The 24,824-nt window shown below is 42.3% G+C and carries 25 protein-coding genes; all 25 read right to left on the bottom strand.

Annotated features, from left to right (window positions below; all coding sequences use genetic code 11):
* Positions 1-465: hypothetical protein (locus QVO97_RS01310; protein ID WP_288188579.1), on the bottom strand; the 465-nt coding region annotated here is incomplete at its 3' end.
* A gap of 64 nt (positions 466-529) precedes the next feature.
* A complete protein-coding gene (locus tag QVO97_RS01305) occupies positions 530-1,255 on the bottom strand; it encodes a PP2C family protein-serine/threonine phosphatase (RefSeq protein ID WP_022358623.1) in 726 nt (241 codons plus the stop codon).
* A 52-nt stretch (positions 1,256-1,307) separates the two neighbouring features.
* A complete protein-coding gene (locus QVO97_RS01300; RefSeq protein ID WP_022358622.1) occupies positions 1,308-1,595 on the bottom strand; it encodes a DUF4176 domain-containing protein in 288 nt (95 codons plus the stop codon).
* Complete coding sequence (locus tag QVO97_RS01295) at positions 1,596-1,928, bottom strand: DUF4176 domain-containing protein (RefSeq protein ID WP_022358621.1); 333 nt, start codon at positions 1,926-1,928, stop codon at positions 1,596-1,598.
* A gap of 62 nt (positions 1,929-1,990) precedes the next feature.
* On the bottom strand, positions 1,991-3,160 hold the full coding sequence (locus QVO97_RS01290; RefSeq protein ID WP_022358620.1) for a hypothetical protein: 1,170 nt from the start codon (positions 3,158-3,160) through the stop codon (positions 1,991-1,993).
* Between the two features lie 22 nt (positions 3,161-3,182).
* A complete protein-coding gene (locus QVO97_RS01285; protein WP_022358619.1) occupies positions 3,183-3,935 on the bottom strand; it encodes a PP2C family protein-serine/threonine phosphatase in 753 nt (250 codons plus the stop codon).
* A complete protein-coding gene (locus QVO97_RS01280) occupies positions 3,932-5,479 on the bottom strand; it encodes an FHA domain-containing protein (protein ID WP_022358618.1) in 1,548 nt (515 codons plus the stop codon). The genes QVO97_RS01285 and QVO97_RS01280 overlap by 4 nt, the downstream gene beginning before the upstream one ends.
* Positions 5,480-5,571: 92 nt before the next feature.
* Positions 5,572-5,898 (bottom strand): WXG100 family type VII secretion target, encoded by a 327-nt coding sequence (locus QVO97_RS01275; protein ID WP_022358617.1) that lies wholly within the window; start codon positions 5,896-5,898, stop codon positions 5,572-5,574.
* Between the two features lie 67 nt (positions 5,899-5,965).
* Positions 5,966-6,268: a WXG100 family type VII secretion target gene (locus QVO97_RS01270; protein WP_022358616.1), complete on the bottom strand. Its 303-nt coding sequence runs from the start codon at positions 6,266-6,268 to the stop codon at positions 5,966-5,968.
* Between the two features lie 63 nt (positions 6,269-6,331).
* On the bottom strand, positions 6,332-6,643 hold the full coding sequence (locus QVO97_RS01265; RefSeq protein ID WP_022358615.1) for a hypothetical protein: 312 nt from the start codon (positions 6,641-6,643) through the stop codon (positions 6,332-6,334).
* Between the two features lie 11 nt (positions 6,644-6,654).
* Entirely contained in the window at positions 6,655-6,975 is a 321-nt protein-coding gene (locus QVO97_RS01260; RefSeq protein WP_022358614.1) for a WXG100 family type VII secretion target, read from the bottom strand.
* 10 nt (positions 6,976-6,985) lie between these two features.
* Positions 6,986-7,291, bottom strand: a complete 306-nt coding sequence (locus QVO97_RS01255) for a WXG100 family type VII secretion target (protein ID WP_288188576.1) — start codon at positions 7,289-7,291, stop codon at positions 6,986-6,988.
* A gap of 5 nt (positions 7,292-7,296) precedes the next feature.
* Complete coding sequence (locus QVO97_RS01250; RefSeq protein WP_288188574.1) at positions 7,297-7,659, bottom strand: hypothetical protein; 363 nt, start codon at positions 7,657-7,659, stop codon at positions 7,297-7,299.
* Between the two features lie 90 nt (positions 7,660-7,749).
* Positions 7,750-7,998: an EsaB/YukD family protein gene (locus QVO97_RS01245; protein ID WP_022358611.1), complete on the bottom strand. Its 249-nt coding sequence runs from the start codon at positions 7,996-7,998 to the stop codon at positions 7,750-7,752.
* Positions 7,995-8,606: a hypothetical protein gene (locus tag QVO97_RS01240; protein WP_288188573.1), complete on the bottom strand. Its 612-nt coding sequence runs from the start codon at positions 8,604-8,606 to the stop codon at positions 7,995-7,997. Before QVO97_RS01240 ends, QVO97_RS01245 begins: the two co-directional genes overlap by 4 nt.
* 112 nt (positions 8,607-8,718) lie before the next feature.
* Complete coding sequence (locus QVO97_RS01235) at positions 8,719-9,423, bottom strand: LytR/AlgR family response regulator transcription factor (RefSeq protein WP_288188571.1); 705 nt, start codon at positions 9,421-9,423, stop codon at positions 8,719-8,721.
* Between the two features lie 29 nt (positions 9,424-9,452).
* Complete coding sequence (gene essC, locus QVO97_RS01230) at positions 9,453-14,441, bottom strand: type VII secretion protein EssC (RefSeq protein WP_022358608.1); 4,989 nt, start codon at positions 14,439-14,441, stop codon at positions 9,453-9,455.
* 18 nt (positions 14,442-14,459) lie between these two features.
* Positions 14,460-15,038, bottom strand: coding sequence for a hypothetical protein (locus QVO97_RS01225; RefSeq protein ID WP_288188569.1), 579 nt, complete (start codon positions 15,036-15,038; stop codon positions 14,460-14,462).
* Positions 15,039-15,137: 99 nt separating this feature from the next.
* Positions 15,138-15,833, bottom strand: coding sequence for a DUF3592 domain-containing protein (locus QVO97_RS01220; RefSeq protein ID WP_022358606.1), 696 nt, complete (start codon positions 15,831-15,833; stop codon positions 15,138-15,140).
* Positions 15,834-16,084: 251 nt separating this feature from the next.
* Positions 16,085-19,978, bottom strand: a complete 3,894-nt coding sequence (locus QVO97_RS01215) for an N-acetylmuramoyl-L-alanine amidase family protein (RefSeq protein WP_022358605.1) — start codon at positions 19,976-19,978, stop codon at positions 16,085-16,087.
* A gap of 176 nt (positions 19,979-20,154) precedes the next feature.
* Complete coding sequence (locus tag QVO97_RS01210) at positions 20,155-23,052, bottom strand: protein kinase domain-containing protein (protein ID WP_022358604.1); 2,898 nt, start codon at positions 23,050-23,052, stop codon at positions 20,155-20,157.
* A gap of 27 nt (positions 23,053-23,079) precedes the next feature.
* Complete coding sequence (locus QVO97_RS01205) at positions 23,080-23,214, bottom strand: hypothetical protein (RefSeq protein WP_288188567.1); 135 nt, start codon at positions 23,212-23,214, stop codon at positions 23,080-23,082.
* 66 nt (positions 23,215-23,280) lie between these two features.
* Entirely contained in the window at positions 23,281-23,853 is a 573-nt protein-coding gene (locus QVO97_RS01200; RefSeq protein ID WP_022358602.1) for a hypothetical protein, read from the bottom strand.
* Between the two features lie 179 nt (positions 23,854-24,032).
* The gene (locus QVO97_RS01195; protein ID WP_288188566.1) at positions 24,033-24,206 is read right to left on the bottom strand and encodes a TnpV protein; all 174 of its coding nucleotides are present in this window, start codon (positions 24,204-24,206) and stop codon (positions 24,033-24,035) included.
* A 161-nt stretch (positions 24,207-24,367) separates the two neighbouring features.
* Complete coding sequence (locus tag QVO97_RS01190; RefSeq protein WP_022358601.1) at positions 24,368-24,511, bottom strand: hypothetical protein; 144 nt, start codon at positions 24,509-24,511, stop codon at positions 24,368-24,370.
* Positions 24,512-24,824: the final 313 nt, after the last annotated feature.

Raw genomic sequence — 24,824 nt, 5'->3', positions numbered from 1 at the left:
CGGTACTTCCGGCTCATGGTACGAGATCGTCACTTCGTCATCTTCCGCACTCTCCGCTGGAGGAACTGTCCCTGACTCACTATAAAACTCTGTATCATCATTTTCGTCCTCGCGAGTCATCGCAACCGTCCGTTCTTCCTCTTCAAGCGCAACTGTCCGCTCCTCTTCTTCCATCTGAGAAAGTGCCACGGTAGGCTGCTCCTCCTGCTGCTGCTGAGAAAATGGAATCGTAACCTCTCTTTCCATATTCGGTGAAGGTTCTGCCGTCTTCTCTTCTTCCACTCTTACCTCCGGCATCGGCTCAGGCTTTTTTCTCCCGAAATGAATTTTCTTAAAAAAACCACCCTTATTAGATGTAAAACTACTATTTTCTTTCTGTATAACTGGAAGGACTCCGCAATGAGGGCATTGTGCAAATTTAGCCCCATCATAATAATGTCCATTTTCACATCGAATTGTTGCCATACCCTTCTCCTCCGTATTCCTATTTCAGGCAATCTTCCTTTTTATCTTATTTCTAAAAATTCTGCTACTCTATCCAGACCGCAATTGCAGAATAATTATCCATATCGGTACCGCGTCCATTTTTATTTACAATCTTTTCCATTGCATCCAGCCAAGACTGCGGATCCTTCGCCCTTCGCAGGGTTGCTTCCATCTTCTTTTCCTCGATCAGTTCCCAAAAGCCATCCGAACATAAGAGAAACTGTTGATTCGTCTGCCTTTCAACCGGCTCTTCCACCTCGTATTTTATTTCGTCCATTTCCATTCCCAGGACACGAAGCAGCCGGTTTCGATCCGGATGATGGCGAATCGCCTTTTCTTTTATTTCGCCAACTGCAACCAGCATCTGTGGAACGCTGTGATCCAAGGTCCTGCGGACTATTTTAGAATTTTTAAAATAATAGAGTCTGGAATCACCAATATGTCCCCATGTAATCCGTTCATTTCCGATCTGAAGAAGAACCAGCGTTGTCTTCATATCAAAGCAGCTTCTGTCCTCTTTCTGTCTTGTCATAATCTCATCCTGTGCTGCTTCAAAGGCCGCATCTATGAACGAAATTTCTCTCTTTCCAGATACAAATTGATCAACAATCGTATCTACCGCCAATCTGGAAGCCACTTCACCTTTTCCATGACCTCCCAATCCATCGGCCAGAGCAAAACACCATTCATCTTCGTCGTTATACATACCGATACTATCTTCGTTGTTTTCTCTTCCACCTGGACGGCTCAGCATTGCAAATCTTACCATTGCTCTCCCCTGTTTTTCTTCCTGTAAACTCTAGTACCAATATTAATATTTTTTATGCATTCTTTTTCTTGTTTCTAATTTCTGACAATTTCTGGCGAAACGCAATCTGCTGTGCATTCTGATACCCCAGCGAATAAATCTGTGCAATATCTGAATGGTCAAATACCGCTGTTTTTTCTGGACTTATAAATCCCTCTGGGTATGTACATCCACAATAATCATATATCCGGGTCTGATCGCCAGCACGATAGCGGAGGTATCCGAGAATCATTACCCGCTTTGTTCCGTTCTTCAGCAATACAACTGAGCCAATCGGAAGTGTTCCTTCAAATCTCTCCATCTATTTCTCCTCCTCTTCCGTCTCATCCGGATATTCTACATCATCCATCTGGGCCTCTATCCGCACTTCTTCTGCCATCTCTTCTAATTCAGCTGCAAAAGCAAGCTGTTCTTTATCCTGATATCCGATCGCCTGAATCTCCTCAATCTGTTCTCCATCAAAACAATATACTTCATTATTATCTACATATCCAATCGGATATTTAAATCCTGAATAATCCCATACATAATTTGGCTGAGAAGGATTGATCGGAAGATACCCTGCAATCATAACATCCGCCGTAGATTCTTTCAGACGGACTACCGTACCGATTGGTAAAAACTGATTTTCCATATTTCAATCTCCTTTTTTTTTATTATACCATAAAATATGTTCTATTTCCGTTTAACTTTGTTCTATAACCGCGACGTAACTTTATTCCAGGCTGCTTTCGCCTGTCCACCGATTGCTTTCACAGTTCCGCCTATGTCTATTTCCACTGATGCACTTGCTCCCACACCTAAGGTAGCTCCCACATCCAATGAAATTTTTCCATCCTTATATCCTACTTTTGCATGCGCTCCAATTCCATAATTCAGGCTTCCGCTTGCCTCCACCTGTGTGCCAAGGATTTTTCCGCCTACCGCACCTGTAATTTCTCCGGCAATCGCTTCTGCTGAAGCTCCCGCATATAGGCTCGGGTTAAATTTTCCATCCGCATCGACCAAACCTGCAGATGCTTCTGCGGTTCCTCCTACTCGACCAATCGTCTGTGTTGATTTCGCATATGCCCCCAGCATATCGCTGCCAATCTCTGCTTTTTCCTCGGCTGTAAAAGCACTAAATGAGGCTCCGATTTCACCTCCGACTCCAGGTCGAAATTCCATTTCTCCTGTATCCGGATCTCTCTGGTAAAGTCCTGCATATCCTTTCGCATGTGCTTCGCCCTCGCCAAGCGAAACTTTTGCCGTGACAATATCTCCCTCATCGCCATATTCATACTGATATAAAGCACCCGAAACAGCTGCACCTGCTGATGCACCTATCGCCACATCTACTTTCCCAGCTTCCAGATAGTCGTCAAATTCATCCTTAGCAGCCTTTTTCTTCTCTTCCGTTCCTTCTGCTACAAATTCAACAAACTCTTTCTGATCTTTATCATAAACAGAACGCTTTCTTTTCAACTCCTTTGAATGCTCGTCTTCAAATTTTTTGATTGAATCTTCTGCTATATCCTTCCCATAAGGCGTCGCAACTAAATCCCCTTCTAGCTTTACGTCACCCACAAGCCCTTTTCCACCAGACGAAGCATTCTTACCACAAAGTCTCAGTTCCGTTTTCTTATACTCTCGTGCTACTTTCTTGAGGCTGTCCACTGTATTTTTCGTTGAACCGCTCTGAACATTCACTTTTTCTGCCACCGCATTTAACCTGCGTTCAACATCTCCCCTCTGGGCAATCTTAAACCGCAGTCTCCGTCGGATGCTGTAAACTCCATCGCTGATTCTTTCCAGCTCTTTTGCCAACTTTTCACTATTTTTTGCTATATCCTCTACGGTTCCGGGCTTAACCTTAAACTCACTCATACCTAATTCACATCCTCTTCTACTAATTTTCAGTATTCACATATACCAGGGAGAAATTATCCGGCGCTTCTTTTTGTTCTATACGACTCTGTAATTCCCCCCAAAAATCTGCTTCTGATTTTTTTCGATAGAATTTCCTAACTGCTTTTTTTAACAGCGAATCTTCTACATACTTATAAATACCATCACTGCATAATAGAAACAAGGTTCTTCCTTCCAGCAGCCCCGTTCGAATACTACAGGATAACTCCGGTCCAGCCCCAACAGCCCGAATCAGCTTTCCATATTCCGGCTGTTTCCTTAAAACCTCCTCCGGCAGCTCTCTTTGTTTTGATTCATTCTCCCATACATCATCAATCGTCATTTGATCCATTTTCGGACAGAACCAATGCTGCCTAATCTGGTAACATCGGCTGTCACCCGCCCAAAACAAAGCATAACAGCCCTTTTTTATCCACAGAAGCGTTACGGTTGACGCACTGTCTTTTCTACCATCTGTTGCTCCGTAGATGTCCCGGTTCAGCCTTTGAAGGCAGTTTCGAATCTCCTCTACATCATCCTCAAACTCCGAATGTTCCAGGGCACTTTTTTTCTCGTCCCACCACGCACGAAATGAGCTGCAAATCATCTCACTCGCCCTTTCGCTATGTAACCATCCACCGACTCCGTCTGCCACAATAAAAAGTCCTTTTTTTTCGTCCGATAAATATAAAATTCTATCTTGATTTATCTCCCGGCTCCCTCTCTCTGAAAAACCGCCTATTTTATCAATCATCTGCGAAGCCTTACCTTTAATTCAATCTTTCCAACCGTTAAAATCGAACCATTTTCCAAATCCACTTCTTCTTTTACCGGTACACCATTGACACTGATTCCATTTCTCGAATGCAAATCACGGACTTTCATTTTTCCATTCTTCATGAAAATCTCGCAATGCTGTCTTGAAACAGAGGCATCATAATCTAATACAACCTGACAGCCATGGTAAGCACTCCGTCCTAAAATCACCTTTCCAGAAAGCGGCACTTCAAAACGCCTTGATGTATTTTGTATATCGGATAAAACAAGAATCGGATTCACTCTATCCTGCCATACCATATCGGTCTTGTCTTCATCATTTTCCTCCGGCTCTTGTTTCACATTTCTGGCAGCTGACTGAATCTGCTCTACTCCGCTTCGATACTGGTACGCATCATCTGGTGCTGATTTAAACTCTGTTTCTTTTTTCTTTTTCTTACGCCATTTAAAGAAAAACACAAGGCCTGCAAGCAAAATTCCTATCCCTGCAATTCCAGATATCGCCATTGTAATGCGTTTCTTCCAAAGTACCGCTTCCTCCGCCTTTAAAGCGTCTACATCCACCACTGCTGCTTCCTCGGTTTCCGCAATGCTCTCTGCTTCTGTTTCCTCACTCACACTGCCAAATGGCATCTGCATCTGCCCCGCCGCATTGATCGTTTCCCCATTTACATTTAAAGCTAATTGGATTCCCTTTTCTGTTCCGTCACAGATATTCTCCGGAAGCTCCAGTGCAATTCGCAATACCTGATTACTTGACGCTACGCTTTGTGCAATCGCCGCTGTATCCGTATTATCATCCAACACCCAAGAATCTGCTTTTGTAATCCTTGACAAAGCCGACATATACTTAGATGCATCCTCACTGCCAGACGGGCTTATAATTGTATATATTGGACAGCCATACACCCTGAGGAGACTATATAGTTCCTCTTTTGTATAACCGCCAACTTTGTTATCCACTCCATCGGAAACAAGGACGATCCGCCGAAATGTACTATCCCCTGTGTTTTTCCAATCCTGTATCAAGCTATACAGAACATCCGTCAAATATGTTTCCTGATCTATATATTCCACCCCATTTATTACCTGACCGACTGATGATACATCTTCACAATCCTGCAGCATATATGCGATGGTATCCGAAAAAGCCGCAACCGATATCTGCTCACCCTGCATTCGATTTGCCGCTATTGTATTCATAATTTCTTTTATTTTTTCCCGGTATTGTGATTTTACTGATAACGAATTGTCCAGCAATAAGAGTGTCTTTACCGATACCGGCTGTTGTTCAATCATTTCATAATCTTTTATACCACAAGCTGTTGTCCCTATCTGGCAACTTATATCCTGTACTTCTCCCGGAGACTGTACGTAAACAACCGCCGTTCCATTTTCACTGCGTACTTCTACGATCTCTCCAGGCTGGGCGGCTTTTACTGTATATGATGGAAGCACTACCAACCCAGCTGTCAATATCCATGTGCCAACCATTTTCCAGATTTTTGCTGTTTTTTTCATCTCCATCAAACTCCCATCGGATGTGTAAAAATCTGCTGCGCTGCTCACATATGCAGCGCAGCAGTCATTGATTGTTTTATATTTCCGTTCTACTAATCGATTAAGTTAGATGACATACTGTTGTTTGCCTGTGTATTGGCCTGCTCAGCAGCCTGATATTTCTTTGCCATCTCCTGTAAATCGTCTACGTGCTCTTTAATCTTGTTATTGATTCGAGTAATATCTTTTGATAACTCCGAGAACTTCTTCATATATGCACCGGATGCATCACCTTCCCAGTTCCCACTCAGACCAGATACCAGTGTCAGCATCTCCTGTGTCAGCTTAGATACGGTAGTACCTCTATTATTAAAATCGCTCGATGTGTTAATTAAATCCTGCGGATTAACTTTAATCTGTCCTGCCATTCCTCTTCCCATTTTTATTCTCCTTTTCTCGTCAATTTATTTTTTATAGATACTTTTTTTCGTTATTTTTTACAAAACATTATTTTGCTTTTCTGGTTGTAGCAATGCTTACATTATCAGCCTCTGCCTTATCATATGCCTCTGCAGCCTGAATAAGGCGCTCTATATATTTCTCAATTCCTGTATAGAATGCATCAAACTTGGTTTTATCTGCCTGAAACTGTGTATGGAACTCTTTCTGGGCATCGCCTTCCCACATACCAGCTAAACGGGATTCGCTTTCATTTAATCCAGATACCTCGCTCTTAAACTTGGTATTTAACTCCTTCAGATCCTCTGCTCTCTTTTTTAAAATAGATGTTGTTACTCTTAATGTTGCCATTCCTTTTTCCTCCTTGTTTTTTATTATAGAATCGACAGGTTCTCCTATCGTATCTTATCATTTTTATGAACGTCTTTTTCTTGCGATTCTAAGCGCTGCCATCTCTGCCAGATATACGGTTCTTGCAATGGAGCGAATCTCAGCTGCAATGGAGCGAATCTCAGTTGCCGATTGTGAAACCTCTCCTTTTAACTGTTCCTCTTTTTTTAGAAAAGCAGTTGCATTTTCTCCCTTCCAGGCCGACGCCAGCGCCTGTATGGAAGTTTCCATCTGATCCTTGGCCAGCTTATCGGCCCGGTCCGCCAGATTATCCAACTGTTCTGCCTGGTATAAAGCTTTTCGAAAATTAAATCGTATCTCACTTTTACTGCTCATCGCTCTTTCTCCTAATCAATCAAATTGCTTGACATTACCTTAGACTGATCTGTCTGTGCAGATTCTGTCTCTTTATATACACCCGCAATTTGCTGAAGGTTGCGAGGATGATCTTCCAGACGTTTTATCATCGTATTGATATCTTCCTTTTTTTCTTCAAACATCTTACGGTGCAGGTTCCCGGCTTCACCGATCCAATAAAACTGAGTCTTTTTTACATAGTCCTGTATATCGCTAAAAAGCTGTTTCATCTGCCCTATTTCCCCCGTTACCTCCTGTGCTTTCGCATTCAGGATTTCCGGCGAGACTTTAATTTCGATTGAATCATTCATCCCTTATCCCCTATATCTTCAGCTGAAGTACCAAATCGTTGACTCTGTTTTCACAATTATCATATTCCGTCTTCGCGTGTTTTAAACTTTCAATCATTGCCCTAAGCTCTGTACACATGTCCTTGCAAAGTGTATGATCTTCTTCAAATTGTTTGTTAAACGCTGCGTTGGCTTCTCCGTCCCACATCTGGTCTAATTCTTGAACTGTGCGAAACATTGACTCAATCTGCTCTTCCAGCTTTCCTGTTGTTGTTTCCAGCCCTTCTATTGTTCTAGCCAGTGTCGAAGTATTGATTTCTATTTCATTTATCGTCATCTGTATCATCCCTTTCTAAGCAAAAAATCATTTATCCACTCAAAATCGTAATAAACCATCCGCTTCCCACGATTTTTTATGCCGCTTTCTTCACAATAGCAGATTACCGAATTTTCACTCCGTCGATACTCCTGCACAACCATCTCAAGCAATTTTTCTGCCTGTAAAATCTGGCTGGATAATTTTTCCAGTTGTTTTTCTGCCTTTCTGATTCTCCGACAAGGTTCTTCCATATAGGAAAGTGCCTGTAGACTTTGCTCAGCCCGTCGTATATCTTCCTGGCAGGTATCTAACTTTCTTGGCAAAAGCTTCATTGTCTCCGCTGCCTCCGCCATGGAATTCAGCCTGACCTCAAACACTTTTTTCATCCCCCCTGTCATGACTATACTTTACCATTCATCTCTCCCAATAAGATCAATTTCTGACGAATGGACTGTTTTTCGGATAAACGGACTGTTTTATATCAAAATCAGCCTTTCTCCATTCAAAATTTCCTGTTGTTCCAACGATCCTTCCGATACAAGAATCTTATCCTTGTCTAAACTACACAAGATAAAGTCGGAATGCTCCGCCTCCAGCACACATCCTTCTTTTTGACAAACCATTTCTGTAATTTCCATAATCAGCGACGATACAGGCACCTGCTCATCTAATTGGAAGTTATAATTACGACCAACTGATGGAACCTGAATATCTACCATTATCATAATTCTTCTCCTTCCCCGTGAAACATCTCTTCCGCAAGCCTTATCCGCCCCTCTTTAGAGTCATACAGGAGTATTTCTTCTTCTCCCTCCTGCCGCAAAATCCATGAAAGAAATTTTCCACGGATAAAGACCACCCGCTTCAGACATTCTGCATTTTTCATCCGACGAAGAGACCATATAGCCATCACTGTCCTCTCTTCATTTCCTTTCCAATTAAATTCCTCTTTTAGTCCAGGAAATTCGCTCTGGCTTAAAAACGCCCTCTCCGCCTGTACTTCCGCATTGAAACTTTCTATCTGCTGTCCTTCTTCATCCTTATCCAGTAATTCCTGTTCCCAGAAATTCAGTTCAGGCGCATGCCCGCTCAGGTAAAATTCGTCTTTTTCTTCCGATAATTCCACGCTCGCTGCACCTTGCGGAGCTATATAAACAATTTTTCTGACTTTCTCAGCTTCTTCTTCACAAGTCCAAAAGCACTCCGCTTGTTTGATGCATTCCATCAGGATATCAAGCTGTTCTTCTAATTTGTATTCACCCATTTCCCCCACAGAAAGAAGCTTATTTCGAATCATCTTATAGAGCTCCAAAAACAGCTCTCTCTGATCCATCTGATCTCTCGTCGGCAGCTCCATACAATACATACGCCTGATTTCTTTTATTCCTGCCAAAAGCAGAAAATCACTGGGTTTTAAACAATATATACGATCCATTTTTATGTCTTCACATTTTGCTCTTTTGATATTCCCGGATTGACTTTTTCAAGCTTTTTGAAAGTAATACGGTATCACCCGAAAAGAGTTCAATTATCCCTTCTGAAAATCGCACCTTATCTACCTTATCCATATTAACTATATAGCTTCGATGGCACCGTTTAAAATTATCCGGCAGTTCTTTCTCCATCTGTTCCAGCGTTTGGTAAAAACCATATTCTTTCATTCCTCTCCGAATATATATTTTTTTTTCCCTTGCCTCTATATAATCAATCTGTTCATATGGTATACTGGTATTTCCCTCTCTCGTCTCGACTAAAAGCGAATTTTCTGTATTTTCTTTCCGATAACGCTCTGAAAACACCTCCATTGCATCCGACAAAATCTGCCGGATCTCACCCGCATCAAACGGCTTCAATAGAAGGGCGGATGGTAAGATTCCAGGCCTGAGGTAATAGACCGGAGGAACCGACGCATCTGCCACTATCATTAAGAAAGCCTGCGTAAACTTTTTTCTCTCTTCTTTTAGTTCCTGTAAAGCCCCCTCCGGTGTAACATCCCAGCTTACCATATCAGGCGGCACTTCTGCTTCTGTATAACTCTTTAATCTTTTAAACTCATCAAATAGACAATATTGCCAATTCTCATCCGTCCAGATTGCCGCCTGTGACTGCACCTGTTTTTTCAGCCATTCATTTTCTTCTTTATTTTTCATAAAAGAAAGATATGTAACCATTTCATTTATTATCCTTTTGCCAGCGGTACTAATACCTTATGCCATGCCTCATTATCCGCCGGTGGTACTGCACCAATACCAGCTTTTTCAACATTTGACTGCTCTGAATATGGCATACCGTTAAACTCAAACAGGCGCTGTGCCGCAACATTTCCGCCCATATGGATGCCCCGGCAGGAGCGTACATAACTTTCGTATACATCTTTTCCTATCAAGTCAACCCTGCGATCCTGGTCAAAGCAGGCAAAGAACCAAAATCCATGCATAAATCCTTTTTCAAATAGATTCGCCATACCTCCCCAGAGATTATCCTGCGCCACAGCCGGATCGTGAAGTGCATTTACAAAGGCAGTTAAATCTGAAATAAAGAAGTAATAATTCTCCTCCTGTGCAATCCGGGAATAAATCTCTTCTTCCTCCATTCCCTGAGCCAGGCACTCTTTACGAATCTTATTACGCCTCTGGAATTCCGGTACAAATTCAAACATATATTCCTTATAAGCCGCATAGCTGTCTACATAGCGCACTCCCAGATTCTCTGAAAACCGCATCAATTCCTGACTGCCAAATTCTACAACTGCTAAATGACCTCCTTTTTTGTATGCACTCATCGCCATAATCTTTAACAGATTTGTTTTTCCTGTTCGGCCTTTTCCACTTAGTATATAGCAATATACTCTTGACAAATCGACTGAATATACATCTGCTGTTTCCATTTCATATCCAATCGGCAGGCTTCTATCATCTGCCCATGCCTTTTCTGCGTTTTCAAGCTGTTCAAATTCGCTCCATACTGCTTTTTCTGGAAGTCTTGGAATTCTCTTTGCCTTTTTGCCGGTCCATTTCTTCGCGAAACTACAGCACTCCTCCTGCAGAAGCTCATTTCTCTTATAATCATCTTCCGCAATAAACGAAAGAGCCGTCTGAAACTCTAAAGGCTCTCCTCCAACAAGGGCCAGACCTCTTCCATGGATTCCTGCATCTGGAATAACAGAAATCTGCATTGTATTCAAAGCATCTCCATACTGGAAACGATCCTGCATTTCAAGACATACCACATAATGAACATTATCTCTCATGCGTGTCGGAATCTCTGAGGCGCTAAAGCCGGCCCCTGAAAGAAGCAGATATATTCCATACGCGGCGCATTCTCTCGAAAGCTGCATCAGCATATCATCATACGCAAACTCTGTTTTCTCCCTAAAACCAGCCACATTGTCAATTACAAATAACACAGCCGGACAAGTTACGCCATGAGTCATCACATACTGGCTGTAATTACCGCCTTTAAACAATCGTTTTCTTTCTTGTATCATCTCATCGATCAGGTGGAACATTTTTCCGATTGCATCCAGATCGCTTTCATATAAAATTCCGCCCACGTGAGGCGCCTCTTCAAAAACACTCAGCATTCTGCTGGAAAAATCCAGGATATAAAGATTTAAATACTCCGGCGAATATCTGCAGATCAGGCTGTATACAACACTCTGCAGGAACGTGCTCTTTCCACTCATCGCCATGCCACACACCGCATGATGACCCATTTCTGTAAAATTAAGTTCAAGCGGCATCTGTGCCTGCTGCATAGGTGCATCCACAAGTCCTATCTGCGTCTTTAATTCCCAACGTTTCGGATATTCCTGCCATCCAGTTTCCTCTGAATATCCCTTTTCGTATCCCATCAGTTCACTAAATGGAAGCTGCTCTGGAAGAACCGGAAGCCATAACTGCTGCGGTTTCCGATACTGCTGTTCTTTGGCGACTTTTGCCAGATACTGGACTACGGCATCCAGCTGGGTCTTCTCTTTCTGCTCCGGAAGTTTCAGCTCCCGTTCCTCTGATTTTTTCAAAATCCACTCAGCAATTTGAATTGGGGAAGTAATATTTTCCTGTAATGCACTTTCCAGCAGGTGGCAGCAATTCTCAAGCGCACGGGTATTGTATTCATTCTCTGCATACTCAACCTTATCCCGCTTCATGCACTGATATACATATTGGCACAGGTGTTCGAGTCTCTCTTCCCTTTCTTCTCCCTGTTCATCCGGGTAGCTTTCTATGTAATAGCAAAGCTGCATGAGCCAGTTTAATTTTGCCGCTTCTTTTAATTTACGCTTGGTATGATTTCCCGTCAAAGCTGCTTTTCCTGTATTTCCAAGCATCACGGCCAATGTTTTTTTCGTATTTTCAATATTATCATCATAAACAGCTCCACTCCAGCCAGACTGGAACAGCTCAAATACTTCGTCATTTCCAACCTGAAGATAGCAGCGGCCTGCCTGCGTCAAATATGCAGCATCTGGACGATGCAGCATTTCAATACTATCCTGACGATCCTGCACACGTAAACACAGCCTGAACTTAGAGTTACTCCATATATTCTCATCGACCGTTCCGCCCGGCTTCTGTGTCGCAAGAATCAAATGAACTCCCAGGCTTCGTCCAACCTGTGCCACGCTAATCAGCTCCTTCATGAAGTCGCTTTCTTCACGTTTCAGCTCAGCAAACTCATCGATAATGATAAACAAGTGCGGAACCGGCAGCTCGGCTTCTCCATTTTTGTACAGGGTTGTATAGGCATTAATGTTATTAACCCCATTTTCATTGAATATACGCTGTCTACGTTTATTTTCACTCTTAATAGATACCATCGCCCGGTGTACCTGATTTCCAGACAAGTTGGATATCTGTCCCAAAATATGAGGTAATCCATTGAAAAGGTTCGCCATACCGCCGCCTTTGTAGTCAATGATAAAAAATCCAATATCATCCGGGCTAAAATTAATTGCCAGCGAAAGCATATAGGTTTGCAGCGTCTCTGACTTACCAGAACCAGTCGTACCCGCAACTAATCCATGTGGGCCATGGTACTTTTCATGAACATCCAGATAACATGGTGCCCCTCCTGCTTTTTGACCAATCAATGCTTTCATATTTTCATAGGTACGATTCTTCTTCCAGCGTTCCTCCACGTGGAAATCAGAAAGTTTCGTTACTCCGTACATATCAAAGAAATTAATACTGCCCGGAATATCTCCTCCTGATTCAATCTCATTTACGTGCAGATTTGAAAGCTTTCTTCCTACCTGCTCTATGGTTTTCTGTTCGATATAATCTAACTCTATCGAATCTCTTTTTCCGCCCCGTACATAATACAAACCTTTAAAATTATCGTCATTCTCAATCACACATTCACAGGCATTCGGAAGCTTTTCATGACTTTCATCCAGCAAAATTGTAGTCAATCCAAGATCCTGTTCCGCATCAAACACATATTTCGCAATCAGTTCTCCCTCTAAGAAAGAAGCATCTTCTATAAATAATACATAATGCGGCTTATACAGCGATGGGGTGTTCGAAGAAGAAGCTTTATATTCTTCATTTCTAACCCGCAATTCTTTTACCAGCTCATAAAAGACCTCGCTGGCTTCGTTTTTATTGCCTGCAACCAGACGGTTTTTCTTATCCTGTGACCATACATGAGGAATCCATCTTGTAAATTCCCAACGGTGTGCATCTTCTCCCTGTGACTCTGAAAAAACAAACGCCATTTTCACATCCGTATAACAGTTCTGCGCCGCCAACTGCATTGCTAACGCGTAAAGCACCGGATAGGCTCCTGCTTTCTCTTTTCCCCCAACAATTCCAATCAATTTTTCTTTCAAAAGATCAATGCATACAGGTACTTTGTGCAGCGTCCGGTAGCTTTCACGTATCTGAGCCGGTTTATCTGCTAACGAATCATTGATTAAGCTAAATTTTTCATGTGGGATCTCTATTTCAACCTGAAACGGAACATCTCCAATTCCAAGACGACATACCAAAAAATCCTCATGCGTCTGATTTTTTCCCCATAATCGGCTGCTTCCGCGAAGGGCTTCATCTGCCCATTCCTGCGCCGAAGGATACATCTCCATCAGGCAATTTCGATTATATTCATATTTTTGTCTAATATCCTCTGTGCAGCGGATTAAATACTCACTATACGCTTCAAATCTTCGATTTTCCTCTTTTTTAGCCTTTCCTCTCGTATAGCGGATATTATTGATTGCCCATCCGGCACCAATCAAAGCTGATGCCACCGATGTAATAATACCTGTGTACATAAATGTACTGGAATATCCACTTGAACTTTTGGCTCCAATAATAGCCAGGGCGCTGCTCATAACCATTGGAATTGCCATTGTCAGCGCCGGTCCTACCGCCATCATGAGCGGCATATCATCTAATTCATGCGGTGACGGAGGTGCCTCTATCTCAACCTTTCCTTTTTCAAGTGCAAACAATTCACGCGGTGAACGGTGGAAATCTTCCTTGACTATCTGCAGTTCTCCCAACGCTCCTGCACTCTCAAAGCCCATTTTCCATTTTGTCAACTTTGCATTTTTTATTCGAACCCGCGCATCCATACGTAAGGCCAAGACTGAACCCAGATATATCATATCCAGTCCCCACATATGAATATTATCACCAAACAGCAATTTTCGCTCTTTTGGCACCCGGACATCATTAACAAATGTTCCGTTTTTACTACAATCCTCTAAAAACGCTTCTCCATCCCGTATCCGTACGATCGCGTGTTTTCTAGAAATATATTCGGTTCCATCTTCTCCATAGCTGTATTGAATCGATACACTTTCTCCACTTCCTATAATCAGTTCGCGGACATCTGAAATCGTATACTTTTCATAGGATACAAACGCTGTTTTCTTCTCTTGAACACCCAAAAATAAAATACTGCCGCCCGCCGCCTGCATTCTTATGTATGCATTATGATGCAGCATAACCGGAGCATCTTTTTCTCCCTCATTTTCATATATATAATCCGAAGAAGCGCATAAATACCATTGATTGTCCATCCGCTCCAAACATAACTCAATATCTTTTCTCAGGCGAAACATCTTCGCAGATATATGAAGTTTCATCTCCGCGTTGTGAATCGATGGCAATACAAATTCTTTATATGCATTCTGGCTGTACACAGTTAAAACAACACTCATTTTTCTCCCCCTACGGTCCTAAACTTTTGGCATTAATTTAATCTGATACGATGATTTTCCAACTATAAACACGTCTTTATTGATAAGCTTTATTCCATTTCGGTTCACGATCGTCTGATTCTTTTTCCTTCTCAGCACAACCGGACATCTGTCGAGAGAACGAATATAATTATCTCCCTGATAAAAAAATATTTGACAATACATGGAAGTAGTTTCTACATTTTCCGGAAGTACTGAAACACCCCCATACTGATATCCTATCGAAACCACCTCTCCGTTTCTATAAATATATGTGCGCTGTGAAAGCTCCGTTGTTTCTGTCAGTTCAAACATTCCCCCACTAAACTGTTTTTTCTCTTTCAGTTCTTTCACATACTCTACTTTTACAGGTCTTTTATTGTTCGAAAAAGTTTTGTCATTTTCGGCAAGCGGATTTGCAAGCGCCTTGTCTAAGGCATCCTCCTGCAGGCGTTTTGCCGCCTGCTGCTGTTCTTCTCTTTTCCTTTTTCTATTTCCCTTTATGAACATACATAAAAAACCGGACGAAAACGCTGCAATAAATAGAACAATCGTCCCAAGTATTCCCGGCAATTTCATCTGTTGTATCAAATTAAGTAAACTAGGCATATCTATACCCACTTTCTGTCTTTTATCTCATGCGATTAACAGGATTCCTGGCTCTCCATAGACGCGTTGTCACATTTCATTTCTGTAGATTTTCACTGGTTTATAGTCCACAACATAGTTTCCCTTATCATCTACATAGACCGGAATCTGGCTTCCTATTAATTCCTCGTCTGGCCGCTCCCAGATGGAATCACTGACAAATTCCCTCTTGCCATCTAATTCCTGATATTCGCAATACAAAACATATGGATGACGATAATTACTGCTTATTTTTCGGTTAATTCCAATTCCCACGACCGTAGCATATATACGCCGTCCTTCTTCTCGGAGGTTCTTCTGTGTTTTCGCTTTCTTTATCGAATATCCCAGCAAACAAATTCCCAGAATCAGCTCTATTCCCCCTACTAATATAAAAATCCACAGAAGAGCATCTCCTATACGAGAGCGGATTTCCAGCGGATTTTCCTTATTCACATAAATTGTAATAGGATCTCCTATTCTCATATTACTGGAATGAAACGACAGTCGGCTTTCCATCTCCTGACCATCCACCTCATAAGAAACCACCGTTCTTCCATCCCACAGCTGCTCTATTCTGCCTTCTGTTTTTTGTGCATTTTTGAAAAATTCACTCGAAGAAGATATAAATACTCCTCCGACCAGCAATAAGATCAATCCCACCAAAATAAAGATTCCCCCTACCGCTGCATAAACATTCTTGAAAACAACTTTGTTGATAGGAAATACCATCTTTTCCCCTTTCATTTTACCTACTTTAAAAAATCTTACACCATTCTTTTATTCAATGTGTATAATTTCAAGCGTAAACGCTCAGTTTACATTTACAATTATAACATTCTTTCTTTTTTTGTCAATTTCTACCAATCTTTTATTGCTATATGTTGAGATATTTTCTACATTTTTACTTTTTTAGAAAACAAATAAGCAGGGCAGTGAATTTTCCCATCCACTGCCCCGCTTATTTTGTTTGTTTTAGAATCGCTTTCTACTGTCTATTACCGAATGCGAACGCCATTCCGATCTACATATCTGTCTCCAATCCGCGCATTGGTCAGCAACACACCCTTGGTTCCATCTGATACCTCATTCAAATAGTACTCTTTTCCGTCAATCGTCTGCCAGCCGGTCAGCATTCTGCCGCGCGTTCCATCCGCGATCGGGTAAAGATAATATTTCTTATCTCCATCGCTCACCCAGCCCGTCTGCATCTGACCCTGTTCATTAAAGAAATACCATTCACTTGTACCATTATATGCCAGATACTGCCATCCTCCTGTCGTCATAGCACCATTCTGCGTCATATCTGCGCTGTCATTAAAGAAATACCAGATACCATCCATCAGTTTCCAACCTGTACACATCTTGCCCTGTGTGCCGTCAGATTCTGGATTCAGGTAATAGGTTTTACCATTCAATACCAGCCATCCAGTCATCATGTTTCCATCTTCCCCAAAATAATACCATTCCATCGTACCATTGTAAGGAAGCTGTTTCCACTCATTGGCCGCATAGGTTCCATCCGGATTCTTATAGCGCCATTTGCCGTTTTCCTGAGACCAGGAGTTTATACTGCGGCTGCTGCCTGTATCATGGCCGGAAGAACCTCTGTTGCCAGCATTTGTCTGGCTGCTGTTATTGGAATTCCCTCCCTGATTTTTTTCACTAATCTGGAAGTTTTGTGCAGTTCTCTTTAATACTTTCGTATTACCTGTACGGAACTCAGCTGCGATTGTATTGACGCCGCTTTTTCCTTTATTCTGGAATGTCTGGCTGCGGATTGTCATACGGGTGCTTCCGCTTACCTTCGTGAAATCAACACCATCCACTAACTGTTCGCCATTTAACCAGAGACCTACGAACTCTTCATACAAACCGTTGGAAACAAACAATTCATCCTTCTGTCCGCTGACTACGTAATCATACGTTCCCTGTGCCGTTTCCGTACCGAGGTACTCTTTTATCTCATATCCCACATCCGATGCATCATGAACATTCTGATTCGTGTTATCCTGCACCGTCAATGTGAATTCTTTTTCAGATGGGGTAAATTCCGCTTTGCTATAACTTACTTTTACTGTAAAAGTAAATTCCCCTGCCTCTTTCGGAACACCATAAATTTCTCCTGTCGCTGCATTCAGGCTCAGCCCTTCCGGCAACTCCCCATCTGTAATTTTATATGTTTCCGTTGCTTCCTGATGAATGTTGCTGGTCGCAAGCATATAGGAATACGGTACATACTTAACTGCATCGCTCAGCTCATCCGTGGTGATTTGCGGATCCTCCGCATATCCCTGAAGCTTGATCTTGACCGGATTCTGTCCGGTTGCCGAAATAACCAGCGTACCGGAAATTTCACCTTCGCCGTCCGGGACAAGGCGAATTTTGGCCAGGTTTGGCATATCCGCATGAGCATATCCTAATGCGGACGTACTAAATGCTCCTAACGTATCGTTTCCAGTGCCACCAACTCTCCAATAATCATCCAGCTTGATGTTTTGTGCATCATTTAACTCAACTTTCACTTCAGTCAACTGGCTTGCCCCGAGATTAGCAATTAAAATATCATGACGATAATCAAAGTACTCCGTTAAATATACTTCTCTCTCATCCGGACCGAATACATACAGACTCGGCTGTCTTGTCTCTTTTACAAACGAAACCTGATAATTACGTTTCTTTTTTCCATCATTCGCAACGTATTGAACAAAACCATTTGAAAAATTCTTTACTGATACTCCACTTTCCTGTTTCCCGCCACTATGGATTTCCATTTCAGAATCATTCCAAAAAACAGGACGTAAAGCAGAAAGATCTACACCTTCATCACGTAAAAATACCGTCTGATAACCATATCCATAATATGTATCCATGGTATAGTTAGGTGAATTCTTTACATAAAATGAATTTGCATACGGAGAGGAAATATTATCAGCAGTTTCCATTCTAAAATACGGATCTTCGCACTTTACAAGCGGTCCATCTTCTATCTCCAGCTCCTCATCCTCATCAGTATCATCTGCCCAAATCATCACAAATTGTGTGTAAGATGTTCCATCCTCAAAAAATACAGTAACATTAAATGTTCCTTCTTTTTCCAGATCAGCCATCTCATACTCACTCATGTTTTCGTGATATTCTGAATAATCCTCCAATTTGAGCTGATAACCATGTGGCATACCTTCTTCCGAAGGATCCAAAATATCTTTTGTAATCTCCTTTGCACCAAACTTTTTTGCAGCCTCAATGGAACGCGGATACTCATAAGCATCTCCATTTTCGGCATTTTTATATCCGAGGTAGATAGCTGCCACACCATCTTTCGTTATACTCATGTTGTAATATAAGCCTGATAACGTTGTATAACCTTTTTCGAGAGCAAAGTCTATATCATCTTCATAAATCTCTTCGTCGCTTCCTAAGTAATCCTCATTCCTTAAATATTTCATCCACCAGGAACAAGTATCTCCTGAGTACAAATCTCCATATGCAGTTTCAGCTACCGGCTCCATATCGCCATTCTGATATACACTCAATTGCCCTTTTACCGAACAGTCCTCTTCCGGAAGTATAATCACCTCAAAAGTACGATTTCCTAAAATTACATTTGTTTTCGGGTCTGTATATACAACCGTAAATGCTCCAGACGCTTCTAACGTATCTGCTTCCGTAACCTTCGCCTGATAACCTGTTTCAAACAATTCATCTGTAATATCCGAAACTGCCGGCAAAAGTTCTCCCGTTAAATTTCCCTGAACATCTTTCGCATGATATGCTTTGACTGCTATTTCTTTTTTCATTGTATCAGCTACGAACGAATTCAGTTTTAATATATATTTTTCATTCTCATCATAGCCATTGCAATAAAATTTTCTTGCAGTAACAGGGAATTCCTCGCTGCTAAATTCTGATATGTCAGCTTTCCAGTTACCACTTTTCTCCCTTTCTTCGTTTTCCTGATATATTGAGAACTCAAGCTGTTCTTTAATTCCCTGGTTTGTATAGACACGCACCTCATAACGTACAGCCTTATCATCCAGCTGTTCTCCACTTCCCACCAAGAATTCCAAATCATAATATTTATAATATTGATTTCCCTTTGGAATCGTAAGCGTACCATCCATGGAAAGTTCCATAGGGTTATCCAGAACTTTATCTAACCATCTATTTCCATTTCCCCATGCACCCTTGGTCCAAAGGATTTTTTCATACTCTGGAAGTACAATTTCTGATCCATCTTCCACACTTCTCATATGCTCCAGAATATCACTGACTGGAACCACAAAACCACTGCCTTGTGTATAATCTTGTTCCAGCAGCACATACGCATCCACCACTTCCGCCGGTGCAATCAGCGACTGTGGGGCAATCAGTTCACTCGGAGTTGCCTCTTCTTCCTCAATTTCTTCTTCCGGAACCTCTTCTTTTTTCGGGAGCACTGCATCTAAAATCTTATTCAGGATCCCCGGCTTCTTTTCCGGCTCTTCATCTTGGCCTTCGTCTGCATCGTTCTTGGCATCTTCTTTTTCAGAAGCATCCTGGTTCTCTTTCTCCGAATCTACCAAATCAGAGTCTTTTTCTGAATCCTTGTTTGCGTCATCCTTCGAATCGTCTGCATTGGCATCTGATTTTCCATCTTCATTCTGATCCGAATCTTCGCCAGCATTCTCCTTGGAATCTTCTGTTTTCTCTTCTTCCGAGGTTTCCGTTTTTTCTACCTTTTTCTCGTTCTTCGGCTCCTGTGTGGTTTCAGAATCCGCTTCCGAAGTTTCTTTTTCCACCCGCTCTTCCACAATTGAATCTGCGAATGCACTGACCGGTGTCTGAAGTAATGTCGTCGCCGTCAGGACGGCTGCCATCATCTGTGCCAGCTTTTTCTTTCCTTTTCTCACACACTCCTCCTTTTCATTCGAATTATGTACCTTTGCGCGTTTTCATTACAATCTTTGCTTTATAACTTTCGCTCTGCATCGGCAAACATCCTATCTCGCTTCAAAAGTATCTCTTTCTCTTCTCCCCCTTATATCACCTCCTGTAAACACTTCCTTGCTTCCTCTTGTGACTTTCATCACTCTTTGCGAGCTATTTCCTTCAGCTCATCAATATTGTAAATGCGGCTTTCCCGCATATTACCAGATGGATAATCAAATATCAACGTATCGCCCACTACGTCGCACAGCCACGGAAGTTCCGCAATCGACTCACACTGTTGGTTTAACAGTTCTCCATAACGTGTTCCATCCACCGTCACATACTGTGCCACGATGTAATCGCCCGTTTCTGTTATATAGGTCAGGTACGCATCCTCTGCCAGTTTCCGAACCTGTTTTCCCGATTTCTTATCATATACCATCGGCGTGCCGTGAAGCGGTGATTCAATCCGGTACCGGCTGGTTTCAAAGGTTTCCGCCAACGTTAAATCTGGCATCTCCCCCTGTTTTTCTGAAATGCAGGTGCCGTCCGCAGCACTGTACTCCCGGATTTTTCCGTCGTTATAGATCACAGCCAGCCATGATTTCCCGTCTTTTCTCCGATACTGCTGATCATATACCTCATCCGCATCAGGAATCGTGACCTCCGCTATCTGATTTCCAGCTCTGTCATACAGATTGAACCGATCGTATTGAAACAGCATGATTGTATTTCCGTCTGCGCTGACCCGCGCCTCATCGTGTTTAATCGACGGATCATAGGAAAATATCTCCTGTTCCTTATGATCTTCATACCCGATTATTCGGAGAGACGGCGAATCGCTGTTTCCTATCAACGCCTTTCCTCCTGCCATCTGAAGCAGTTCATCGCCCGTCTCTTTCTCAAAGGAAGTCACAAGGCTAGCGCTCCGATCGTAAAACTGCACCTGCTTTCCCGCTGTTATCAGCGTCCTATCTCCATCTCTGGTAAATCCATCGATCGGCTCTGTCAGTGTTACAAGCGGTCTTTGTTCTCCTGTTTCCGGATCAATCTGAACCAGAAGGTTTTCCGTCTGCACGCAGATTCCATCTTCATCCGTATAAACCCCAAATGGATTCTGTGAATCAAATCCACCGGTCTGTATTGCCTCTCCCGTATCAATGACTGCAAATTGTGAACCCTGATTTCCAGATGCAGAGAAAGCAAAATATGTTTGATAAAATCCGCCTTCAAAGTGACTGTATCCACTTCCCGCCTCATATAAAATCAGCGTATCGTCCGGATGCTCCAGATTCATCACTTCCAGGCAACCATCCTGAAAACTGACTCCCAGAAGAGTTCCATCTTCATTCAGGCAGAACAGGTTGTCCCGTGGATTTACAAAACGGTCATTGACCGTTACCTGCTGACTGCGCCCCGCAAAATCAACCCGTTCGCGCACTGCCCCCGTCTGTGCATCGTAAATAATTGCATACGGTTCTGTCTTATAGACAGCTGAGATCCACTTTCCATCACCGGATATCGATAAAGCCGTCGCTTTATCACCGGTCCACAGATTTTTTCCGGCAGATATATCATAGACGCTGACTCCTTCTGCTCCCGCATAGACGAGCCGGCCTGCATCTAAAAAACACGCCTCCGACAAAGCAGATTCTTCGACCGGAAGCTCTGCCCGTATCTCCCCTGTCTCCATATCAAAAACAGCGAGCTTCCAAGCATAAACCGCCGCCCCAGTTACCCCATCCGGCGACTCTGCCAGCGCAAGCGGCTCAGATGGCAATGTAATAACCCGTTCCGCCTTATAACCATCCGCTAAATCATAGACTCCAAGCGCATCCGCCAGCGCTTTTTCCGTCTCCGCCTCATACTGCGGTGTCAAAAGTCCTTTTCGATCCGGCAATGCCTCCATCGCATACGCAACTGCCCTTTGTACATCTCCTTCTGAAAAGGCTGATTTCGAATACTCTGTCAGCTTCAGCCATTCTTCTGCTGTTTTCATCCGCTTTAATCCCACAAAAGCCGTCGATACGCCCGCTGCAAATAAGATTACAAAAGCGGCTGCCATAGCCCGATCAAGGCGTTTCTGCTTCTTCACACGTGGATCCCGGCTGCGAAGCGTCCTGAAATCTTCCAGCATCTCATCCGCTGTCTGATATCGGAGATCTGGATTGGGATTCATTGCTTTTTCTATGATACTGCAGACAAGTGGGCTTATATTTTTTCCACAAAGCGGCTCAACCTCTGTCGCGTTTTTGGCTGGTCTCCTCCCGCTTAAAAGATGATACAAAGTTGCCCCCACGCTATAGATATCCGAACGGACATCTGGAACCACCTTTTTGTATTGTCTTGAACCGCTTTCCACTTTAGAAAATGTCTCTGTTTGATTGGGATCCATCCTACGTACGGCTGGCTTCTCATCCGTCATCAACTCTGTCTCTTTTTCATTTTGCAATGCATTTTCTTTTATGTGACTGTCTGATATAAACCCCAGCGCACTCTTGGACGAATAATCCAGACCATAATGCTCCGGAGAAGCATATCCGGCGCTGCAGCCGATGATATTTTCCTCTCCCAAAGCCAGCGCAATATTAAAATCAATCAAACAAATATGACCGTCTTTGGTACGCATCAAGTTCGCCGGTTTTATGTCACTGTGCACAAACCCTCTCGGCGATTCCCCATGTGTTGGGCTGTGAAGATACGATAATGCCTCCAACAGCTCATATGCCCACTCAATAATCTGTGACTGTGGAAAACGTTCGCCCCGCTTTAATGGACGATCAAGGCTTTCTCCCTCGATATAATCCATAACAGTATAGACCGTGTCATCTTCTACAAAAAAATCGTATACTCTGGGAATATATGGGTGATTTAATTCCTTTAATATGTCAACTTCTCGACGCAGAATTTCCGGTTTTGTCGTGATTTTTCGCTTATCTGCCTTTAAAACGACCTTTTTCCCCAAGCGTAAATGATACGCTAAAAATACATTTCCTCCCCCACCAGAACCAATTTTTTCTATTATTTCATATGTAGATGCTACTATTTCCGGCATACTTTTATCCCCTGTTTTTATCATTCATTATCCATTCTTCTTCACGTGTTTAGAGAGACTTTGTTTTCCATATTCTATATCCAATTCCTGGTTTAAGGAAGTCCAGCGGATTTTTGATATCAAATACGTAATAATACCGCCTAACACTGCTACTCCTGCCAATATAAAGCCCCCTAAAAACAAAATGTTGTCATTCCATTCTCCCATTTTTCTACCTTTTAACTTTCTCTACCATTCTTCCCACATTTTACCTGTTTGAATGTTTACGTATACTGTGCCACCATACAAATTCGGGGCTACATCTCTTCCTTCTCTTATCCGCTTTTCCGCTTCCTGAGCTGACATCTGCCAACGTACTATAAATTCATAGCAGCCATTCCTTACCTTTGCCTCCTCGTCAAAAATAACAAATGTTCCATCTGCATCTGGATATAAAGCATAGTGATAATTCAATGCCATCTGACTGGCTTCTTCTAATGTATAATAGCCTCGTCCCTTGGTCTGCACAACACCATCTACCGTCCATGCACCATCTCCATTTACCTGATAACCATCCGGTGCAGTTGTATTCGCCAGCATATAGCCATTTCCATCAAAATAATAGCATTCTGACACACCATCCTGATTTCCATCCAACCAGCACCAGGCATTCGTCGGATAGCTGCCATTATCTTCCTGCCACCACCATCCTCTTCCATCTTTCTGCCAGCTTCCTGCATATGATGTCATTACCGTAACCGTACTCAATAATAAACTTGCGCCAAGAATCCGTGCCCACTTAGAATTGATTTTTTTCTTCATTGTAGATACTCCCTAATAAATATTTTAAACATCACTCTCTGATTTTTATCCCTATTGGTATCTAAGCACCCCATTTTCTAATCTTTATTCTATCATCTCTATTTTACTAATACAAGTTCTGTATTAACAATGTCCTCATCCTGTGCTTTCAGATTACTCATGTTCTGCACCCCAGCAAACTATTGAGTTGACTTATTCGGAGCCAGATTTTTCTCCAGAAGTCCAGTCATTATCCGTTCCACTCTACAATGAGCAGTTTCGTCACTTTCCCATAAGTGCGGAAATAATGTCTCTGTTAGAATCATGTCATCACAGAGAATTGGATTGTTTTCCGCAAGAAACGCTCTGCGCATCCTATTTCCAAAGTGGTTTATTGCTTGTGTAGTTCAACTGAATATCAGGGATAAGATGCTTTTATATTTTTGCAGATCTACTTTTTGTGACACAACAAAAGAGCCCTACAGATAGAAAATTCTTCACCTGCAAGACCCTTTTTTTATAATTCTTATTTTCCTTAATCCGTCAGCGCCTTATGATATTTCGTTTTCCGGTAAATTTTCCAAATAATGATACCCGGAATGCTCACGGTACATACGACGGTACTCACGCCTCCGATCACTCCATATATTCCAAATAAGATGGCTGCGATGATGTTCATACTTAATTCCTCCTGACTCATTCATTTTTCAATGCAAGCTCACTATGCTTTGTTCCCCATTTTATTCTTTTTATCCAAAATGAAAAGAGTTTCGGCGCATCCTTAGCAGGACTTTAATCATCCTTTCGCTTTCTTACGTTATTCATAATAATTTCGAAATATAAGTTAAAAGCGTGAAAATATTGATTTTAAAGGGTTTTTTCAATTTTTTAAAACTTTTTCAATTTTTTTCAAAAAAACGCTTGCTTTTTTTGGGAAGGCGTGATAGTATATAGGAGTCGCTGATGAGCACCGCTTCAAAAGCGAGAAAATC

The organism is Clostridium sp. CAG:43 (assembly GCF_000434655.1).
In the GTDB taxonomy this organism is placed as follows: Bacteria; Bacillota; Clostridia; order Lachnospirales; family Lachnospiraceae; genus Otoolea; species Otoolea fessa.
Note: the sequence above shows the minus strand (reverse complement) of the source record. Positions and strands in the feature narration are given on the sequence as shown.

Excerpts from the sequence above, each read along its gene's own strand:
- QVO97_RS01305 (WP_022358623.1), bottom strand. The coding sequence starts at position 1,255 with ATGGTAAGATTTGCAATGCTGAGCCGTCCAGGTGGAAGAGAAAACAAC.
- QVO97_RS01300 (WP_022358622.1), bottom strand. The coding sequence starts at position 1,595 with ATGGAGAGATTTGAAGGAACACTTCCGATTGGCTCAGTTGTATTGCTG.
- QVO97_RS01295 (WP_022358621.1), bottom strand. The coding sequence starts at position 1,928 with ATGGAAAATCAGTTTTTACCAATCGGTACGGTAGTCCGTCTGAAAGAA.
- QVO97_RS01290 (WP_022358620.1), bottom strand. The coding sequence starts at position 3,160 with ATGAGTGAGTTTAAGGTTAAGCCCGGAACCGTAGAGGATATAGCAAAA.
- QVO97_RS01285 (WP_022358619.1), bottom strand. The coding sequence starts at position 3,935 with ATGATTGATAAAATAGGCGGTTTTTCAGAGAGAGGGAGCCGGGAGATA.
- QVO97_RS01280 (WP_022358618.1), bottom strand. The coding sequence starts at position 5,479 with ATGAAAAAAACAGCAAAAATCTGGAAAATGGTTGGCACATGGATATTG.
- QVO97_RS01275 (WP_022358617.1), bottom strand. The coding sequence starts at position 5,898 with ATGGGAAGAGGAATGGCAGGACAGATTAAAGTTAATCCGCAGGATTTA.
- QVO97_RS01270 (WP_022358616.1), bottom strand. The coding sequence starts at position 6,268 with ATGGCAACATTAAGAGTAACAACATCTATTTTAAAAAAGAGAGCAGAG.
- QVO97_RS01265 (WP_022358615.1), bottom strand. The coding sequence starts at position 6,643 with ATGAGCAGTAAAAGTGAGATACGATTTAATTTTCGAAAAGCTTTATAC.
- QVO97_RS01260 (WP_022358614.1), bottom strand. The coding sequence starts at position 6,975 with ATGAATGATTCAATCGAAATTAAAGTCTCGCCGGAAATCCTGAATGCG.
- QVO97_RS01255 (WP_288188576.1), bottom strand. The coding sequence starts at position 7,291 with ATGACGATAAATGAAATAGAAATCAATACTTCGACACTGGCTAGAACA.
- QVO97_RS01250 (WP_288188574.1), bottom strand. The coding sequence starts at position 7,659 with ATGAAAAAAGTGTTTGAGGTCAGGCTGAATTCCATGGCGGAGGCAGCG.
- QVO97_RS01245 (WP_022358611.1), bottom strand. The coding sequence starts at position 7,998 with ATGATAATGGTAGATATTCAGGTTCCATCAGTTGGTCGTAATTATAAC.
- QVO97_RS01240 (WP_288188573.1), bottom strand. The coding sequence starts at position 8,606 with ATGGATCAGAGAGAGCTGTTTTTGGAGCTCTATAAGATGATTCGAAAT.
- QVO97_RS01235 (WP_288188571.1), bottom strand. The coding sequence starts at position 9,423 with ATGAAAAATAAAGAAGAAAATGAATGGCTGAAAAAACAGGTGCAGTCA.
- essC (WP_022358608.1), bottom strand. The coding sequence starts at position 14,441 with ATGAGTGTTGTTTTAACTGTGTACAGCCAGAATGCATATAAAGAATTT.
- QVO97_RS01225 (WP_288188569.1), bottom strand. The coding sequence starts at position 15,038 with ATGAAATTGCCGGGAATACTTGGGACGATTGTTCTATTTATTGCAGCG.
- QVO97_RS01220 (WP_022358606.1), bottom strand. The coding sequence starts at position 15,833 with ATGAAAGGGGAAAAGATGGTATTTCCTATCAACAAAGTTGTTTTCAAG.
- QVO97_RS01210 (WP_022358604.1), bottom strand. The coding sequence starts at position 23,052 with ATGCCGGAAATAGTAGCATCTACATATGAAATAATAGAAAAAATTGGT.
- QVO97_RS01200 (WP_022358602.1), bottom strand. The coding sequence starts at position 23,853 with ATGAAGAAAAAAATCAATTCTAAGTGGGCACGGATTCTTGGCGCAAGT.
- QVO97_RS01195 (WP_288188566.1), bottom strand. The coding sequence starts at position 24,206 with ATGCGCAGAGCGTTTCTTGCGGAAAACAATCCAATTCTCTGTGATGAC.
- QVO97_RS01190 (WP_022358601.1), bottom strand. The coding sequence starts at position 24,511 with ATGAACATCATCGCAGCCATCTTATTTGGAATATATGGAGTGATCGGA.